The sequence below is a fragment of the Aquabacterium sp. genome (assembly GCF_036279675.1).
GTDB lineage: Bacteria > Pseudomonadota > Gammaproteobacteria > Burkholderiales > Burkholderiaceae_C > Aquabacterium.
On record NZ_DASUIS010000150.1, the window covers coordinates 37,608 to 55,299 of the forward strand.

The following is a 17,692-nucleotide window of genomic DNA, read 5'->3' on the forward strand; positions in this document are numbered from 1 at the left end:
TTGGCCGAGTGTGAGGCTCGGCCACTGATACAAGCCTTGAGAAGATGGACTACAGAAAAGAGATCGATGGCCTGCGGGCCCTGGCCGTCCTGCCTGTCATCCTCTTTCACGCCGGCTTCCAGGCGTTCAGTGGCGGCTTTGTCGGTGTAGACGTCTTCTTCGTGATCAGCGGTTATCTGATCACCTCGATCATCCTGGCCGAGCATCGGGAGGGCACTTACTCCCTGGTCAACTTCTATGAGCGCCGGGCTCGGCGGATCCTGCCCGCCTTGTTCGTGGTGATGGCGGCCTGCCTGCCCGTTGCCTGGTTCTGGTTGCTGCCGGAGGACATGAAGAACTTCTCCGAGAGCCTGGTGGCCACCTCGTTCTTCTCGTCCAACATTCTTTTCTGGAAGACCAGCAATTACTTCAGCTCGTCGGCGGAACTCAAGCCCTTGCTCCATACCTGGAGCCTGGCCGTTGAAGAGCAGTACTACGTGTTCTTCCCGATCTTTCTGGCTCTGACCTGGCGCTGGGGTGTGCGCTGGCTGTCGGTGATGCTGGCGGTGGCGGCGGGCGTCAGCCTGTACCTGGCGCATACGCAGGTGCCGGTCGATCCTTCTCGTGCTTTCTACCTGCTGCCCACGCGTTGCTGGGAGCTGTTCATCGGTGCGCTGATCGGTATCTGGCTGTCTGGTGATCGCAAGCCGGTCTTCAGTGCCTGGCTTGCCGAGGCGGGCAGTGCATTGGGCTTGGCGATGCTGGTCTCGGCCATTTTCCTGTTTGACAAGCGCACGCCGTCGCCGAGTCTGTACACGCTGGTGCCCACCTTGGGTACCGCGCTGATCATCCTGTTTGCTTCCGGGCAGACCCTGGTGGGGCGCTTTGTTGGCAACCGGGCTTTCGTGTTCGTTGGTTTGCTCAGCTACAGCGCCTACCTGTGGCATCAACCATTGTTTGCCTTTGCACGTCAGCGCAGCCTGGGTGTCGAGCCGGGCGCAGAGGTCTTCGCGGCGCTGTCACTGGCGTCTGTCTTGCTGGCCTATGTGAGCTGGAAGTACGTCGAGGCGCCCTTCAGAAACCGGCGCCGATTCGGTCGGCAACAGATCTTCCTCTTGTCGGCGATAGGCAGTGCCATGTTCGTGACCGTGGGCCTGATCGGGCACTTCAACAAGGGTTATCCGGCCAGAATGCCTGCGTCGCTCACGATGAAGGACATCGATCTGCCGAAGTCCGATAACGGCTGGTGCTTCTACAGCATTGATTCCAACAGCGAGCTGAGCCAAGGTGCACAGGGCCTTGAGTGCTGGTTGGGCGACAAGACCGCTGGGCGCAAGGGCGTGCTGTTTGGCGACTCGTTTGCGGGGCAGTACGAGCCCTTGTGGGATGCCGTGGGCAAGCAGGCGGGCTTGGCGATTCACGCCGTCACCACGAACTGGTGCTATCCGGCTGCCGGTGAGGGCTACACGGGTACGCTGGCCAGCCGGGCCTACAGGCAGTGCCTGTTCAATCGGCAGTACCTCCAGAGCCATCTGGCCGAGTACGACTTCGCTGTCTTCTCGGGTGACTGGGGTGATGTGCTGGCGCAGGGCAAGTTCGATGAAGTGCAGGCGCTGGTGCGTCAGGCTGCCACCAAGGTGCGTGTGGTCGTCCTGATGAGCAGTCCCAAGCAGTTTGGCGCCAACGTGATGGTGGTCTACAAGAAGAGCCTGCTCCACAAGGCCGATTTCGATCTCTCGCGTATTCCCACCACGGTCGACAAGGAGGCGTCCAGTGCCAACGCCAGATTGCAGGCCCTGGCGCAGCAACTGCCCAATGCGGTGTTCGTGGACCGCGCCTCCATGTTCCAGCTCGATGGTCAGCCGTCCGACTTGACCGCCAACGGTGTGCCTTACAGCTGGGACGGCGCCCACATCAGCATCTACGGCGCCAGGACAGCCGCGCCGAACTTCATGAATTCCCGCGTGTATCAGGACTTCCTGTCGAAGCTGGCTTCACACTGAGGTCCTGATGCTGGCAGGCTGCTCAGGCCTGCTGTTCGGGGCTCGATTCCTTGTGCAGGCGCTTGGTGTTCCAGGCGTAGTGCAGCCACCACCAGGTTGCCTTGATGAGTGGCAGCTTCTCCACGCGGTAGTAGAGATTCCACACGGCAAACGCGGCCGCAAACTTGTTGGCCGAGCGGCTGGCAGGCACCAGCCGGTATCTGGCGAGATCCTCTGGCAGGCGGTGGCCGATCTGGCCTTGCTTCATGACCCATAGCCAGGCCAGGAAGTCTTCCGGCAGTGAGCGCTCGATATCGGGGAACTTGAAGTCGGGCAACTGCTGGTGGTCGATCATGACCGACAGGCAACCGCAGGTACCCTTGCGGCGCACATGCAGTGCGCGGATGTCCATGGTGTCCACGCCTTCGATGCGCTTGCCGATCTTGCTTCCATCATGGCTGATGTGGCAGTAGTCGTGGTAGGTGAAGGCGTAGCCGGTCCGCTTCATGAAGGCCAGCTGGCGCTCCAGCTTTTGCGGCAACCAGAGGTCATCGGCATCCAGAAAGGCCAGATAGCGCCCCTTGGCTTGTGCGATGCCGATGTTGCGGGCTGCGGCAGGACCACCGTTCTTGGGCGCGCGCACGATCTTGTAGCGATCATCGCCAGCGGTCAGTTGCTGTGCCACAGCCACGCTGTCGTCCGTCGAGCAGTCATCGATGATGATGTGTTCGAAGTTCCGCAAGGTCTGTGCACGCGTGCTCGCGATGTGGCCTTCCAGCCAGGCCCGTGCGTTGTACATGGGCGTGATGACGGTGACTTCGATGTCGCTCATTTCGTTCGATGGCTTTTCGGGTCGATGGCTCGACGGTAGAACTGGTCGTATTCGTGGCGCAGCGATTCCGTGGAGGCGTGCTGGCTTACCCACAGTCTGGCATTGTTGCCAAGCAACTGCCGCCGTTCCGGGTGTGACAGCAACTCGTCCAGCGCGCCTTGCAGGGCAGCCACATCGCTGGGCTCCACCAGCAGGCCCGTTGTGCCATCGCGAATGATCTCGGGGTTGCCGCCCACGCGCGTGGCCACGATGGGCAGGCCTGTAGCGCAGGCCTCCAGCAGGGCAATCGACACGCCTTCCGTCTGGGATGGCAGCGTGAACACGTCAAAGCCTGGCAGCAGTTCGGCCACATCGGAGCGCTGGCCCGTGATCAGCACCCGATCTTCAATGCCCAGTTGCCTGGCTTGTTCTCGCAAACGCGTTTCTTCTTCCCCGTAGCCAACGATGACGACCTTGAGCCTGGGGTGGCGTGCAGCGAGCGCCGGCACGGTTTCCAGCAGGACACGGTGGTTCTTGAGCGCCACCAGTCGACCCACGCAGCCCACCACCAGGTCATCGGCCGCCAGCGACAGGCGTTGGCGTGCATCCTCGCGTCGTTCGCTCGACTGCGCAAACTTGGCCACCGGGATGCCATTGAGCACGGTGGTGGCCTTTTGCGGTGGGACCATGCCGCCCAGCACATAGCGGTCATGCACCTGCTTGCCGACCATGGCCACGCCGGCCATGCGCGACAGGGCAAAGCGGAACAGCCAGCGCAGCTTGCGCTCTTTCAGTCGGGTGCCCATGTCATGACAGCTGCCGACAAAAGCGGGGGCGTTCACGGCCAGGGTCAACGCAGTGGCCACGTAATACCCTGGCATGAAGTTGTGTGCATGCACCACATCCACCCGGGGGGACAGGCAGGCGCGGCGCAAGGCCTTGATCACCTGACGGTCCAGGGTGCCTTGCTTGTTGCCGATCATGACCTTGATGCCGGCGGCCTCCAGTTCAGGCGCGAAGCCCTTGGTGGCATTGATGCTGAAGATCTCGACGTGATGACCCGCCTGCATTTGCGCGATGGCCAGATCGGTCACGACGCGCTCAAGCCCGCCAAATTCGAGTGAGTCCACAACGTGGAGAATTCGCATGGCTTGAGACGAAATCAAATTCATGGATCGGGCGGGCAATAAGTCCGTAACACCTGTGAATGCGGGCCCAAATGCCGGCATTTGTCGGGAAACGCCTATGTTACACTGGCTCGGGAGTTGAATATGCCTTCTGAAAAGCTTTCTCGGCACGTCACGCGTGTTCTTTATCACCATCGAACCCAGGGGAAAGCCGTAGAAGGGGTTCATATTCGCGGTATCACCGATGCCCTGCGCGCCGAAGGCGTGGCGGTGGACATCATTTCCCTGCCGGGTGCTGATCCTTACAGCTCGCCCAAGGCCATGTCGCCTACGGCGCAGGCCACCACGCTCATGAGCCTCGTGGCCAAGTTCCCCGAGCCGCTGTTCGAGCTGGCCGAGGTGGGCTACAACCTGGTGTCAGGCTGGCGCGTGTGGCGCTACCTGTCGCGCAATCCAGACGTCAATTTCATTTACGAGCGGTATTCGCTCTTCCTGTTCTCGACGGTGCTGCTGGGCAAACTCAGGGGTTTGCCGGTGATTCTGGAGGTGAACGATTCCGCCTATGTGGTGCGGGTTCGCCCACTGTTTTTCCAGAAACTCTCGGCGGCCATCGAGCGTTGGGTATTCAATAATGCCGACGGTCTGGTATTCGTGTCGACCATTTTCCGTGACCGCGCTCTGGCGTCGCATGGCAAATTGGCTCCAACGATTATCACGCCCAACGCAGCCAATATCGCCAAATTCAGCTTCACGCCGGAGCAGCGTGCTGCTGCACGCGCCAAGTGGGGGCTGGATGGACATGTGGTCTGCGGCTATCTGGGTGCCTTCCTGCCTTGGCACGCCATCGACCAGTTCGTTCACCAGATTGCCGACAAGCTCAAGGATGCGCCGCACCTCAAGCTCCTGCTGGTGGGCGATGGCCCGACATTCCCCGAGCTGCAGGCCTATGTGAAGTCACGCGGCCTGGACAAGCAGGTGATCATGACGGGTCGCGTGGCGCACGACGACGTGCCGGGCCTGCTGGCCGCCATGGACATGGCGGTGCTGCCCAGCGCAGGCGACTACACCTCGCCCGTGAAGTTGTTTGAATTCATGGCGTGCGGCATCGCGCCGATCGCACCGGATTTCGAGCCGGTGAAGGAAGTCCTCAAGGCGGATGAAACCGGCTGGTTCTTCAAGGCTGGTCAGCTGGATGACGCCGTGAGAGCCGTGCTGGAGCGCAGCCAGGATACCGAAGCCTTGCAGCGCGTGGGCAAGGCAGCGCGTGCCTACATCGCTGCGGAACGCCAGTGGCGCCACAACGTGGTCCAGCTGGTCGACTTCTTCCGCAGCTTGCGCCGCGCCTGAGCTCAGTGAGCCTTGCCGCGCAGGCGGGCTCTCACCGGGGTTTCGAACCAGGTGAATGACACATAGGCAAACACGATCACGGCCACGATCGATACGCCCACGCCCAGCACGCTGAGGCCTGTGGCGCGTTCCACTGCCATGCGGATCGGGTACATCAGCAGCGGATGCACCAGGTACATGCCGTATGAGATCTGGCCGATCGTCACGATCGTGCGGAAATTGGCCAGCCTGGCAAACCAGTTGTTGTCAGACGAGCGCAGGATGACCAGCGGGATCATGAAGCCGATCAGCAGGGGTTCCAGTGCATAACCCAGGCTGTACTTGTAGGCTTGAATCTGCTGCAAGGTGGCCGATGTGATGAGCAGCACTGCCAGGGCGGGCAGCACCCATTTGCGTCTGGCCAGACGGGCACTGACCTCCAGCCAGAACTGCTGGCGCAAGAGCATGGCGAGCACGCAGCCCACGGCCAGGTGATCGGCACGTGTCTCCAGGGCTCGATAGAGATAGGCATCCGGTACGTCGAACACCCACATCAGGATGGGGCGGCACAGCCATACCGCCACGATCACGGTGCACATGAAGGGCACCATGCGGATTCGGTGGCGGAACAGTGCCAGCAAGGCAAAGGGCCACAACAGGTAGAACTGCTCTTCGACGGCCAGCGACCAGCACGGCGACAGGAAGTGCGTGGCGGCACCCGTCAGGCCCTGGTAATAGTTCAGCACGTAAAAGCAAGCGGCGACCACGGCTTCCCAGGGGACGGGCAGATGGCGCAAGGTCAGGTAGGTGATGCCCAGCAGCACGTAGGCATAGAAGGCCGGCAGCAGACGTGCGGCACGACGTCGGTAGAAGTCCATCAGGTTGATGTCCTGATGCTTGTCCAGTTCATGCAGCAGCATCCAGGTGATCAGGAAGCCGCTGAGTACGAAGAAGATTTCCACCCCGATGCCGCCGTTGAAGAGTGCGATGGGGCCCAGCCAGGTCATGCCGGAGTGGTCAACCAGTACCAGGAGCACGGAAATCGCGCGCAGGAAGTCCAGCCCTGGGATGCGGCTGCCTCGCAGTGCCTTGAACAGCTGGGCGGCTTGAGGCTCTGCCGTCTGGATGGGGTTGGAGGGTGCTTGGCTCATGGCGCGGTCAGGGTGCTGCGGGGGCGCTGGTCAGTTTGAGGACGTGCGGCGCCAGCAACTGGGCCATGCGGGCTGCACCCGCGTCCGTGAAGTGCACGAAGTCTGCGAAGTTGTCCGGGCCAGGCGGGATGGCCTTGTCGACGTCCACCATCTCCAGATCCATTTCTTGTGCCAGCTCCTTGATGGCAGCGTTGGTGCGCTGCTCCAGATCGATGAAGCCTTCTTCCTTGAGTTCGGGATAGAAGCGCCGCCAGGCCGTCATCATGGGTCTGTCACTGTCGCGCAAGGTCGTGCCGAAGTAGGTGGCGTGGGTGGCCAGCAGCACCTGGGCGCCAGCCTGATGGGCGGTGCGCACGGCGCACGCCAGATCGGTCTTGAACGACTGGATGTTGCTCTCGGGCACCTTGTCCACCACGGTGATGCCTTGCACGGACTTGGCAATGTCATGCTGTCGCCACATCGTCATGATGCTGGGCGGCAGGACCTTCTTGCTCAACTGTTCTACCTTGCCGGTGAGGCGAATGCGATCCTTGATGCCAATCTGATCAGGAACCGGGCTGCTGGGTTGATCGCACAGGGGCTTTTCGCTGCCGATGTAGTTGGCCGGGCTGGGATAGATCACCACGACCTTGGCCTTGAACTGCTTGATGCCACGGTCCAGGTAGCCCCATCGGCCAATGCGCACGCCGGGGATGGCCAGGTTGATGACGTTGTAGCGTTGTGCGCCTGCAGCCTCATTGAGGCGGGTCTCCAGCACGCGGGGGTATTCGTGATCGGGGCTTTCGTAGATGCCGAAGGTCTCGGATGCGCCGAACGTGACCACATTGATGCGCCCTGCCTGCGGCGAGGGGCCGCGGTAGCCCCATTCATTCATCGTCCATTTGCCAAACCTTGCATTCGGCTTGCCTTCGCGGCCGAATGGGCTGGGCTGGAACACCGACGAGATCGTGTAAGGCTTCCACAGTGGCGCGTCTTCGTTGATGGCGTCGTCGATGCGGGCGGCCATCTCCATGGTGGCCAGGCCCAAAGCACCGTAAAACAGACAGCTCAGTATGCGTTTCATGCTTGCTGCGGCCTTGTCAGAACTGGAAGTAAACGAAGGACTGCGCCTTGCCGCCGAGGAACAGGATCATGTAGAGCATGCTGGCATAGGCCACGGTGCGAACCGCTGCGTGCACGCGAACCGGGTTGAGGAAGAACAGTTCATGCGTGCGCCACTGGATCAACTGAACCAGGACCAGTGGCGACACGATCCATCCGATGGTTTTCAAGGTGGCCGTGTCCAGGCCTTCCAGCGGGTTCATCAGCGCTGCGCTCATGTGCAGGATCTGCTCCATGGAGGTGGCGCGGAACAGCAGCCAGCCGTAACAGGTCATCGCGAACATCGAGGCCCACTTGATGGCAATCCACAGTGGTTTGACGGGCTGGGCCGGGCCATCCACGCGCGCCAGAAACGGGGCCGAGATGCGATGAATCACCAGGATGGCGCCGTGATAGAAGCCCCACAGGACGAAGTTCCATGCTGCGCCGTGCCACAGCCCCCCGAGCAGCATCGTGATCATCAGATTGCGGTTGGTCATCCACTTGCCCTGACGGTTGCCACCCAGGGGCTTGTAGAGATAGTCGCGCAGCCAGTTCGACAGGCTGATGTGCCAGCGACGCCAGAACTCCGATGGATTCATGGAAACATAGGGCAGATTGAAGTTCAAGGTGAATTCGAAGCCCATCAGCTTGGCAATGCCCCGGGCGATGTCCGTGTAGCCGGAGAAGTCGCCATAGATCTGGAAGGTGAAGGCCAGCACGCCAATCAAGGTGTCACCACCAGTCGGGTTGGGTGAGCTGAACACCCGGTCCACGATGGGCGATAGGTTGTCGGCGATGAAGACCTTCTTGAAGAAGCCCCAGGCCATCAGGTGCAGGCCTTCCACAACCTGTTGCGGATTGAACTTGCGCGGGTGGACCACCTGCGGCAGCAGCAGGGAAGCCCGCTGAATGGGGCCTGCCACGAGGTGCGGGAAATAGAGCACGGCCAGGAAGAAATCCCAGAATGAGCGCGTGGGGTGCAATTCACCCCGATAGACGTCGATCGTGTAGGACAACGCCTGGAATGTGTAGAAGGAGATCGCGACAGGCAGGACGATGTTGAGCGTCTGCAGATCGGGCTGGAAGCCAAGCTGGATCAGCACGGCTTGCATCGACTGTACGAAGAAGTTGAAGTACTTGAAGAAGCCCAGCAGGGCGAGGTTCGCCACCACGCTGATGGTGACCAGCTTCTTGCGCTGGACCGGGTCGCGGCTGTTTTCCAGCTGGGTGGAAATCCAGTAGTCCAGCGAGGTGGTGCACAACAGCGGAGCCAGGAAGCGCCAATCCCAGCAGGCGTAGAAAACGCAGCTGGCGAGCACGAGGAAGGCATTTTGTCCGCGATGGGGGAGGCAGAAATAAACCGCCAGAACAATCGGGAGGAAGAGAAATAGAAACTCGACGGAATTGAACAGCAAGTCGTTTACTCCCCTATTGTTGGCGCTTCAAGGCGTAAGCCGGCCATCCGATTCGGACAGCCGGCGATGATAAGGGTAATCCTCTCGATATTAATCGGCGAAACCTGCCGCTTGTTGAAGTGGAGACCCCCAAAGTAAACGAGGAGACCCTCGAACAAGGTGTTCGGTCGGGTCTCCTCGCGGAGAGGCTGAGAGACTCAGCCTGTCTGCCTGTTTGTGCCTGTCAGGGCAATGCGGGGGCAGTGAAGGGGCTTGTCACTGGTTCGCCTGCAGGGGTCAGCGAGCGTGTCGTCACTTCGGTCGGCAGCGGCGCCTTCAGGGAGTAGAAGGGCGAGCTGGGCTTCAGGGAGTAGTCGCCAGCAGCGAAGTTGTTGAAACCAGGATCGTTGGTCTGCTTGGTCAGCCCATCGTGGCCAGTGCCGTTGTACTTGGTGCCGGTGTACAGGTTGGGGTTGTTGGGCGACGATGCATAGTTGCCATAGTTGGGCATCGCTTCGATGTACTTGTTGATCCAGTTGGCAGGCTTGACCGTGCTGGTTGAGCTGTCAACAAAGGTCGGGAAGTTCGCCACACCACTCCAGAAGAACAGCGAGAAGTTGGCTGCCGTACCTGTTGTCGTGGCCGAGGTGGCGTACATCAGGTTGTTCAGCGCGTTGACCACGGTGCCACGGTTGTAGTTGAGCATCTCGAACAGAGGTGCGCCATCACGACCGTACATCTGGTAGTCGTACTTCGAGATCACACGGTTGCTGTAGAAGAAGATCTTGCCGTAGCGGTACTGCTTCTGGAAGCCGAAGTCGCCATCACCGTGACCGATCACGATGCCGCCGTTGCCACCGATCAGGCGCTGGACGAACACGTTGTTGTAGATGAAGGCGTACTTCACCAGATCTTCGCCCTGGGCGTCCTTCTGAATTGCTTCATAGGGGCCGTTCGACTCCGGATCGCGCAGCGAGATGTTGTGCATCGCGCTGTCGATGAAGTTGTTGCGGAAGATGATGCCGGCCGAGCGGTCCTTGATGTTGTCTGCGGACGTGCCCTTGGGACGGCCGAAGTAGTTGTGCTCGTAGATGGTACCGATCGCTTCCGTGTAAGCGTTGTGCAGGCTGGTGTTGCCGTCAATGCCGTTGTCGTGGAAGTAGTTGTTGCGCACCAGGATATTGCGCGATTGACGAGCATTACCCAGGTAGTCAGGAGCCGGTGCCATGTAGTCCTGGTCAGACTTCAGGAACAAGCCGATACCGCTGTTGGCCAGTTCGCAGTCGGTGATGGCCAGGTGCTCAGCAGGGGCCACGTAGATGCCTGAGGTAAAGGACGCATAGGTCTTGACCGTGCCGGACAGCGATGTATAGGTGGCCGGTGTGCGCACGTTCTGAACCGTCAGGCCCTTGATGTGCAGGTAGCCTGGCTTGTAGCCGTAGGTGGCCGAGGTCAGGCCGTTGCCGATGTTGATGGGGCGGCTGATGATGATCATGCCGAAGCCATCGAACACCGAGGACATGCCGGTGCCGGTTGCTGGTGGTGAGATGGCGCCAGCGCCGTCGAACACGGGGCGCTCGCCATTGGGGCCAGGGACACCCATGATGGTGATGTACTTGTTCTTCTCGCCACGGGCACCAATGAAGATGATGTCCTTGTAGGCTGCGGGACGGTAGTAGATCTTGACCACGTCACAAGGCAACAGCCTGATCCATGGCACGTCACGCGGTGTTGTGTAGGCCTTGCCGGGGCCAACTTCAAAGGTCAGGCCCTCTGTAGCGCCGCAAGCAGAGCGGCTGGGGTACTCAGCCTTGTGATCCCAGGCGGTCGGTGTTTCGATGCGTGTCAGATTGGGCAACGCACGAGACTGCATCGGGTTGGTAGCCAGGGGCTGCGTTGCAGGCGCGGGGGCTGGAGCAGGGGCGGGCGCCGGAGCTGGCGCGGGGGCTGGAGCAGGTGCTGGCGCTGGCGCGGGAGCTGGGGCCGGGGCGGGGGCTGGCGCAGGAGCAGGGGCGGGAGCGGGAGCAGGTGCTGGCGCGGGAGCTGGGGCCGGAGCAGGTGCAGGCGCTGGCGCCGGTGCGGGAGCTGGGGCCGGAGCAGGAACGGGGTCAGGCACGCCTGCCGAGGTGCTGGGCTGTGTGGCTGTGTTCAGAGCCGCTGTGCTGGTGGAGTCGGCGCCGCCTCCGCCACCGCAGCCCACAACAGCTGCGCTCAGGCTCATGACGGCGATGCAGCTATTGATGAACTTCAGACGCTCCTGGAGCGTGGAGGGGGACAGTTTCTCGATGGACCCAATCTGGGTGGTGCTGGACAACAGTTTCAAGGTGTACCTCTCGGGTGGACACGACGTTCATCAATGAAGCGAACTTTATTCAAGATTTCGATCGCTGCTCGCACGCATTTGTATGCAGTCGTATCGGAGGTGTTGGGGTTGATCTCGAGAACTGGGAGGGAATACCCCCGCATTTCGAGAATTACATCTATTGGATTTCGGACCGGGTGCGCATTAACTCACAAATTGTTTTGTGGTTTTGCCGCCTTGTTTCACGATGCGCAATCCCCGGGATGGGGGCTAATTGATGCAACTTGATTCAATTGCCGATGGAGGCATGGCGTGAACGGCCAAAAGCACTATTTCCGATGGCTCCTCTGGATCAGTTGTTCGCACACGTTCAGGGTTTCGCTGGCGACGTCATCCCAGCTACGGCGTATGCCGCTGGCAATCGCCTGATGATCCCAGGGCGTATCCAGCGCCTGCTTGAGAGCCTGGGTCAGTGCTTCGACATTCTTCGGTGGAATGAGAATGCCATTGTTTTTGTGGAGAATTTCTCGGGTGCCGCCGACGTCGGTGGCCACCACGGGACGACCGCAGGCCACCCCCTCCACCACAACGTTTGGATACCCTTCAGACCAGCTGGGCAGGGTGAGCACGTCACTGGCGGCAAGCCATTGCGCGACCTGAACCGGTTGCAATCCGCCCGGCAGAAAAACCTTGTCCAGCAATTGTTTTTCGCTCAGCAAGGCTTTCAGTCGATCTTCCAGTACACCTGAACCTATCAGGGCAAGACGCAAATTGGGGCGCGTTCGGGCCATATCCCCGAAAGATGTCACCAGTTCGATCAGGCCTTTGGCTTCGATGAAACGGCCCACATAGGCAATGACCTCCGAATTCTGAGGAATATTCAATGCGCCGCGAGCGGTTGACTTGTCACGCAATTGAAATACTTCGGTATTGAAGCCATTGACGATGACGTGAATCTTGTCCGGATTGGTGCCGTATTTGTCCGCCGCATAATGGCGCATGGCATCGCTGACCACAATCACCGAGTCACAGTGTTTCAGGGTATGCCGTGTCATCATGGTATTGATGCCCTGACGGACGTGAATGTCCGAACCCAGGGCGCCAATCACGCAAGGCACGCCCAGTGCGCGTGCACTGCGTAATGCGGCATGGCCGTCCGGATATACCCAGTAACCAATGACAATGTCCGGTTTGAAGGCGCGAATTCTGGGTGTCAATTGGCGACTGATGACCACACCATTGAGCCCGCGTGATACCACGGGCAGGGCTGGGTACGAGAAGGCATCGACATCCAGATCAGGCAGGCTGTAGTTGTCCGACAGGTCGCCGTACACGTAGGTGCGGGGGCGCAGCATCGACAGCTTGGGGTAGCGAGCCTGGGGCAGAAATACCTTCACGTCCGCCAGTTTGGACAGTGATTTGGCGGTTTCGTAAATAAAACGCCCTCGAGTTTGATCGTAGGGCATCGGGAGTATCGGAGTGACCAGGGCGATACGGCGGCGGGGCATTGCGTTGAATACGAGGGGTTAGGCTCTGTACGTCAGAACGGAGGCGATAGAATGACCCGGCAAACCCACAGGCCGTGGCAGATAAGGTCTGCGCGATTGTGGCATGAACGGGCTGCTTGAGCCCGGCGGGCAATAATTTGTGATCTGGACGGAGATGTCGATGGCGACCAATTTTGCAACTTGCGACCTGTGCGACGAGCACAAGAACGACAGCGATGGCGCATTTCGCGTGCTGCCACCTGTGTTCAAGGACTATGGCAAGCGCATCAAGTTTTCGGGCCAGGTGGCCACGGTGAAATGTTTCGAGGACAACACCCTGGTCAAGGCGGCTGTTGACTCGCCGGGCCTGGGCCGCGTGCTGGTGGTGGACGGTGGGGCCTCGGTGCGTCGCGCGCTGGTCGGCGGCAACCTCGGCAAGGCCGCAGCGAAGAATGGCTGGGCTGGCGTGATCGTGGATGGTTGCGTCCGTGATTCCGCCGAACTGGCCGAGTGCGATGTAGGCATCCGTGCGCTGGGCCTGATGCCTTTGCCCACCGAAAAGCGCAACGAAGGTCAGAAGGACATCGCCGTGCAGATCCAGGGCGTCTGGGTGCGCCCCGGTGACTGGCTGTATGCCGACGAGGATGGCATTGTCATCATGGACAAGCCCAAGGCCTGATCCTGTCCGAGGAGGTCCTTCAGCGAACGACCTCCAGCACGCGATCCAGTCCGCCTTCGTTGATGGCGATCATGGCTTGTTCGCGCACCTTGGGCTTGGCGTGGTAGGCCACGCTCAGGCCCGAGACCCCCATCATCAACAGATCGTTGGCACCGTCGCCCACGGCGATCGATTGCCTGGGGTCGCAGCCAATGCGGGCGCACAGTGCCAGCAGGTGCTGCTTCTTGGCCTCGCCGTCGACGATGTCGCCCAGCACCTCACCTGTCAGCAGGCCGCCTTCGATGGCCAGGGTGTTGGAGTGGGCCTCGTGCATGCCCAGGCGCTCCTTGACCCGATCTGCGAAGTAGGTGAAGCCGCCGGAGACCAGCAGGGTCTGCAGGCCCGCGGCCTTGGCGGCGTTGATCAACTCGGGCGCGCCCGGGTTGATCTTCAGGCGCTGCGTGTAGACCTCTTGCAGGGCTTCAGCCGGCACGCCCTTGAGCAGGGCCACGCGGCGGCGCAGGCTGTCCTTGAAATCCGTGATTTCGCCTCGCATCGCCGCTTCGGTGATGGCGGCCACTTCGGCCTTCTTGCCCACGGCATCGGCGATTTCATCGATGCACTCGATGCTGATGAGCGTGGAGTCCATGTCGAAGGCGATGGCCTTGAAAGACGACAGGCTCAGAGCAGGCGTGAAACCTTGGATGACGAGGCCGGGGGCGAATTCTGTGGCGGACATGGCGGTACGGTCTGGCGCGATCGGTGTGGCGCAAGGCTGGCGAAAAGGGGGGATTATCCCCGCCTTGCAGCTCGCGCATATGCTGGCGACATGTCTGGCGCCACTTCTTCCATTCGCAAACAGGAATTTGCCAACTTCATCGTGGAGTTGATGGCGGCCTGGGCGCCGGTTCAGGCCCGGCGCATGTTTGGCGGCTTCGGGGTCTACCGGGACGGGCTGATGTTCGCCATCCTGATCGAGGACACCTTGTATTTCAAGGTAGACGACGAGTCCGAGCCTCTGTTTGCGCAGCGCGGCCTGGCGCGTTTCAGTTATGAATCCAAGGGGCGCACGGCCTCGTTGCGCTACTGCGAGGCACCGCCCGAGGCTTATGACGAGCCCGCGCACATGGCGACCTGGGCCAGGTTGGCTTACGACTGCGCGGTGCGGCAGCAAAACAGGAAGATGCCGGCTTCGCGGGCGAGAAAGTCTGTACGGCTTGATACGCCTGTCACGCCTGAAGCTCAGGCTGCCGGCGCGGTCGATTCGTCCGTTTCCATGATGAGAAACCTCGGGCCCAAGAGCCAGGAGATGCTGGCCAAGGCCGGTATCGTGCACGACGAGGATTTGCGACGCCTGGGCGCCGTGGTCGCCTATGCCCGCACCAAGGCGGTTTGCCCCCAGGCCAGCCTGAACCTGTTGTGGGCCCTGGAGGGGGCGTTGACGGATCGGGATTGGAAAGTGGTGGCCGACACGGAGCGTGCGAGTTTGTTGATGGCGCTGGAGGACGTGCAGCGGCACATGCTTTGAGATAATCCGCGCCTATGCTGCGAATCACCGAACTGCGCCTGCCCCTGAACCACGCCGAGGGCGACTTGCGTCCTGCCATCGTCAAGCGACTGGGGATCAAGGACGCACAACTCCAGAACTTCACTGTTTTCAAGCGCAGCTACGACGCGCGCAAGAAGACGGCCATCGTGCTGATCTACACCGTGGACTGCGCTTTCACCAGCAGTGACGTCGAGCAGGGGCTGTTCAAGCGTCTGGGCCAGGATCAGCACATCCGTCCGACGCCGGACACCAGCTACAAGTTCCTGGGCCATGCGCCAGCCGACTTCCGCCAGGAAAAGCGCCCCATCGTGATTGGCTTCGGCCCCTGCGGGATCTTCGCGGCCTTGATCCTGGCGCAGATGGGTTTGCGCCCGATCGTGCTGGAGCGCGGCAAGGAGGTGCGTCAGCGCACCAAGGACACCTGGGGGCTGTGGCGTCAAAGCGAGCTCAACCCGGAATCCAATGTGCAGTTTGGCGAAGGCGGTGCCGGCACCTTCTCGGACGGCAAGCTCTACAGCCAGATCAGCGATCCACGTCATCTGACACGCAAGGTGCTGACCGAGTTCGTCAAGGCTGGTGCACCTGAAGAGATCCTGTACGTGGCCAAGCCTCACATCGGCACCTTCCGGCTGGTGAGCATGGTCGAGAAGATGCGCGCCGATATCGAGGCGCTGGGCGGCGAGATTCGCTTTCAGCACCACGTCACGGACGTGATGATCGACCAGGGGCAGGTGCGTGGCGTGACCCTGGAAGGCGGCCAGCAGATCGAGGCTGATCATGTGGTGCTGGCGCTGGGACACAGTGCGCGCGACACCTTCAAGATGCTGCATGAGCGCGGCGTCTACATGGAGGCCAAGCCGTTTTCGATCGGTTACCGCGTGGAGCATCCGCAAAGCATCATCGACAAGGCGCGCTTCGGTCCCAACGCAGGTAACGAGATCCTGGGCGCGGCGGATTACAAGCTGGTCCACCATGCCAGCAACGGCCGTGCGGTCTACAGCTTCTGCATGTGCCCAGGCGGCACGGTGGTGGCGGCCACGTCTGAACCGAACCGTGTGGTCACCAATGGCATGAGCCAGTATTCGCGCAACGAGCGCAACGCCAACGCGGGCATCGTGGTGGGCATCTCGCCGCAGGACTATCGACAGGATGGTCTGCACGAAGGTCCTGTGAACCCGCTCGATGGCATCGCCTTTCAACGCTTCTGGGAGTCGCGTGCGTATGAGCTGGGCGAGGGCGGCTACATGGCGCCCGGGCAACTCGTGGGTGACTTCATCAAGGGGCAGCGCAGCAAGGTGCTGGGCAACGTGATGCCGTCCTACAAGCCCGGCGTGACGCTGACCGATCTGGCGCAGCCGGGTAACGGCAGCCTGCCGGACTACGCCCTGGCCGCCATCCGCGAAGCCCTGCCTGCGTTCGAAAAGCAGATCAAGGGCTTCTCCATGCCTGACGCCATGCTCACGGGTGTTGAAACGCGCACTTCATCGCCATTGCGCATCACGCGTGGTCGCGACTACCAGAGCCTCAATGTCAAGGGCCTGTATCCCGCCGGTGAAGGTGCGGGGTATGCAGGCGGCATCATGTCCGCCGGGGTTGATGGCATCGAGGTGGCTGAAGCGGTGGGCGTCGCGATCCTGGGAGTCAGCGCCGCCAGAGGCCCAGATAGCCTTTGACTGGTGTGGCGCCTTCCAACCTGAGCACGGTCGGCTGCATGGCCACGATCTCGAAGCCATGGCCTTGCGCCAGCGCCGACATGTACGCAGGAGACTGGCTGTAGCGGCCGGTTCGCTCAAGGCGATACGGGGTATCGTCCGTGGCTGAATCCGTTTGCCCATCGTCGTTGCTCAGCGCCTCGATGGAAAAGGCCAGCAAGCCTTGCGGGCGCAGTACCCGTCTGGCTTGTCCGATGAGTTCATCCAGTTTGCCAATGTAGATGAACACGTCCGCACAGGTGATGAGGTCGTAGCTGGCCTCGGGTTCTGCCTGCAGCATGCTGTGGATCTCGGCGCACTCCAGTCGCTGATAGAGGCTTCTGGATCGGGCCTTGTCCAGCATCCGGCTGGACAGGTCCACCCCGACGAGCTTTCTGGTCAGCGGCGCGATGCTGGCTGCGACCAAACCGGTGCCGCACCCCAGATCCAGGACATCCCATTTCTCTGCTGGCGGCGCCGCATGCGCCTGGATCAATTCGGTCAGGTGCGCGGGCACTTCATAGTGCAACTCGCCTTGAAGGTGCTTGTCAAAGTTGTCGGCGTAGTCGTTGAAGACCTTGGTGACGTACAGGGCCGGTGCCTGGGGTGTCGTGTGGTTGCGCCGCATGTCGACCATGTGCTGGGCGTAGCCGTCGTCCGGGCGGAGTTCAAGAAGCCGCTGGAACAGGGTCAGTGCCTCGGCCTGATTGCCCTGCCCGCGGACGACCTCTGCGAGGTTGCTGATGGCCTCCGCAAAGTCCGGCTTGAGTTCGATGGCGCGTCGGTAGCAGGCATCCGCGTAGGCCATGTTACCCATGGCCCTGTGTGTGCTGCCCAGATTGTTGAAGGCTTCCCAGTCCATCGGCGCCAGCGAAGCGGCCTGTTGCATGGGCCACAGTGCTTCCGACGTGCGACCGAGTTGCTGGAGCGCCGCCCCCAGTAACTTCCAGCCAAAGCCGTCGTTGGGGTAGCGTGTGCTCAGGTCTCGGGCGTAACGTTCCAGTTCGGTGAAATTCGACTGGTGGTACAGGGTGATGGCAATCTGCCGTTCAAGCTGGCTGGATCCAGTGGGGCGCGGTGCGGCCGGCCTGGCCGCAAATATATGGGGCTGGTTTCGACTTTTCATGGCTGTTCTCCACGAAAAAGTATCCA

14 protein-coding genes are annotated in these 17,692 nt (G+C 61.1%); 5 read left to right on the plus strand and 9 right to left on the minus strand.

Going from position 1 to position 17,692, the window contains the following annotated elements; translation table 11 throughout:
• Positions 1-44 precede the first annotated feature (44 nt).
• Positions 45-1,982 carry an acyltransferase family protein gene (locus tag VFW93_RS17775; RefSeq protein WP_329695287.1) on the plus strand — a complete coding sequence of 646 codons (1,938 nt, stop codon included), beginning with the start codon at positions 45-47 and terminating at the stop codon, positions 1,980-1,982.
• A 22-nt stretch (positions 1,983-2,004) separates the two neighbouring features.
• Here the strand turns inward: VFW93_RS17775 and VFW93_RS17780 are convergent, their stop codons facing one another.
• The gene (locus VFW93_RS17780; protein WP_329695288.1) at positions 2,005-2,793 is read right to left on the minus strand and encodes a glycosyltransferase family 2 protein; all 789 of its coding nucleotides are present in this window, start codon (positions 2,791-2,793) and stop codon (positions 2,005-2,007) included.
• Positions 2,790-4,127, minus strand: coding sequence for a glycosyltransferase (locus tag VFW93_RS17785; RefSeq protein ID WP_329695289.1), 1,338 nt, complete (start codon positions 4,125-4,127; stop codon positions 2,790-2,792). Before VFW93_RS17785 ends, VFW93_RS17780 begins: the two co-directional genes overlap by 4 nt.
• Here VFW93_RS17785 and VFW93_RS17790 point away from each other — a divergent pair.
• Complete coding sequence (locus VFW93_RS17790) at positions 4,044-5,246, plus strand: glycosyltransferase family 4 protein (RefSeq protein WP_329695290.1); 1,203 nt, start codon at positions 4,044-4,046, stop codon at positions 5,244-5,246. The two genes, VFW93_RS17785 and VFW93_RS17790, sit on opposite strands and share 84 nt — an antisense overlap.
• Positions 5,247-5,248: 2 nt before the next feature.
• Here the strand turns inward: VFW93_RS17790 and VFW93_RS17795 are convergent, their stop codons facing one another.
• From VFW93_RS17795 to VFW93_RS17815, 5 genes are all read right to left on the minus strand, one after another.
• Positions 5,249-6,376, minus strand: coding sequence for an acyltransferase (locus tag VFW93_RS17795; protein ID WP_329695291.1), 1,128 nt, complete (start codon positions 6,374-6,376; stop codon positions 5,249-5,251).
• 7 nt (positions 6,377-6,383) lie between these two features.
• A complete protein-coding gene (locus VFW93_RS17800; protein ID WP_329695292.1) occupies positions 6,384-7,439 on the minus strand; it encodes an SGNH/GDSL hydrolase family protein in 1,056 nt (351 codons plus the stop codon).
• A gap of 16 nt (positions 7,440-7,455) precedes the next feature.
• The gene (locus VFW93_RS17805; protein WP_329695293.1) at positions 7,456-8,778 is read right to left on the minus strand and encodes an MBOAT family O-acyltransferase; all 1,323 of its coding nucleotides are present in this window, start codon (positions 8,776-8,778) and stop codon (positions 7,456-7,458) included.
• Between the two features lie 319 nt (positions 8,779-9,097).
• On the minus strand, positions 9,098-10,726 hold the full coding sequence (locus VFW93_RS17810; protein WP_329695294.1) for a hypothetical protein: 1,629 nt from the start codon (positions 10,724-10,726) through the stop codon (positions 9,098-9,100).
• Positions 10,727-11,484: 758 nt separating this feature from the next.
• Positions 11,485-12,621: a glycosyltransferase gene (locus tag VFW93_RS17815; protein WP_329695295.1), complete on the minus strand. Its 1,137-nt coding sequence runs from the start codon at positions 12,619-12,621 to the stop codon at positions 11,485-11,487.
• A 196-nt stretch (positions 12,622-12,817) separates the two neighbouring features.
• Between VFW93_RS17815 and rraA the strand changes: the two genes are divergently transcribed.
• Positions 12,818-13,321, plus strand: coding sequence for a ribonuclease E activity regulator RraA (gene rraA, locus VFW93_RS17820; RefSeq protein ID WP_329695296.1), 504 nt, complete (start codon positions 12,818-12,820; stop codon positions 13,319-13,321).
• 19 nt (positions 13,322-13,340) lie between these two features.
• Here the strand turns inward: rraA and serB are convergent, their stop codons facing one another.
• Positions 13,341-14,039 (minus strand): phosphoserine phosphatase SerB, encoded by a 699-nt coding sequence (gene serB / locus VFW93_RS17825; RefSeq protein WP_329695297.1) that lies wholly within the window; start codon positions 14,037-14,039, stop codon positions 13,341-13,343.
• A 90-nt stretch (positions 14,040-14,129) separates the two neighbouring features.
• Between serB and VFW93_RS17830 the strand changes: the two genes are divergently transcribed.
• The gene (locus VFW93_RS17830) at positions 14,130-14,828 is read left to right on the plus strand and encodes a TfoX/Sxy family DNA transformation protein (protein WP_329695298.1); all 699 of its coding nucleotides are present in this window, start codon (positions 14,130-14,132) and stop codon (positions 14,826-14,828) included.
• A 14-nt stretch (positions 14,829-14,842) separates the two neighbouring features.
• Entirely contained in the window at positions 14,843-16,522 is a 1,680-nt protein-coding gene (locus VFW93_RS17835) for an NAD(P)/FAD-dependent oxidoreductase (protein WP_329695299.1), read from the plus strand.
• Here the strand turns inward: VFW93_RS17835 and VFW93_RS17840 are convergent.
• A complete protein-coding gene (locus VFW93_RS17840) occupies positions 16,491-17,666 on the minus strand; it encodes a methyltransferase domain-containing protein (protein ID WP_329695300.1) in 1,176 nt (391 codons plus the stop codon). The two genes, VFW93_RS17835 and VFW93_RS17840, sit on opposite strands and share 32 nt — an antisense overlap.
• Positions 17,667-17,692 lie beyond the last annotated feature (26 nt).

What these genes read in the sequence shown, in the direction of transcription:
- VFW93_RS17775 (WP_329695287.1), top strand. Translation starts at nt 45, where the DNA reads ATGGACTACAGAAAAGAGATCGATGGCCTGCGGGCCCTGGCCGTCCTG.
- VFW93_RS17780 (WP_329695288.1), bottom strand. Translation starts at nt 2,793, where the DNA reads ATGAGCGACATCGAAGTCACCGTCATCACGCCCATGTACAACGCACGG.
- VFW93_RS17790 (WP_329695290.1), top strand. Translation starts at nt 4,044, where the DNA reads ATGCCTTCTGAAAAGCTTTCTCGGCACGTCACGCGTGTTCTTTATCAC.
- VFW93_RS17785 (WP_329695289.1), bottom strand. Translation starts at nt 4,127, where the DNA reads ATGAACCCCTTCTACGGCTTTCCCCTGGGTTCGATGGTGATAAAGAAC.
- VFW93_RS17795 (WP_329695291.1), bottom strand. Translation starts at nt 6,376, where the DNA reads ATGAGCCAAGCACCCTCCAACCCCATCCAGACGGCAGAGCCTCAAGCC.
- VFW93_RS17800 (WP_329695292.1), bottom strand. Translation starts at nt 7,439, where the DNA reads ATGAAACGCATACTGAGCTGTCTGTTTTACGGTGCTTTGGGCCTGGCC.
- VFW93_RS17810 (WP_329695294.1), bottom strand. Translation starts at nt 10,726, where the DNA reads ATGCAGTCTCGTGCGTTGCCCAATCTGACACGCATCGAAACACCGACC.
- VFW93_RS17815 (WP_329695295.1), bottom strand. Translation starts at nt 12,621, where the DNA reads ATGCCCTACGATCAAACTCGAGGGCGTTTTATTTACGAAACCGCCAAA.
- rraA (WP_329695296.1), top strand. Translation starts at nt 12,818, where the DNA reads ATGTCGATGGCGACCAATTTTGCAACTTGCGACCTGTGCGACGAGCAC.
- serB (WP_329695297.1), bottom strand. Translation starts at nt 14,039, where the DNA reads ATGTCCGCCACAGAATTCGCCCCCGGCCTCGTCATCCAAGGTTTCACG.
- VFW93_RS17830 (WP_329695298.1), top strand. Translation starts at nt 14,130, where the DNA reads ATGTCTGGCGCCACTTCTTCCATTCGCAAACAGGAATTTGCCAACTTC.
- VFW93_RS17835 (WP_329695299.1), top strand. Translation starts at nt 14,843, where the DNA reads ATGCTGCGAATCACCGAACTGCGCCTGCCCCTGAACCACGCCGAGGGC.
- VFW93_RS17840 (WP_329695300.1), bottom strand. Translation starts at nt 17,666, where the DNA reads ATGAAAAGTCGAAACCAGCCCCATATATTTGCGGCCAGGCCGGCCGCA.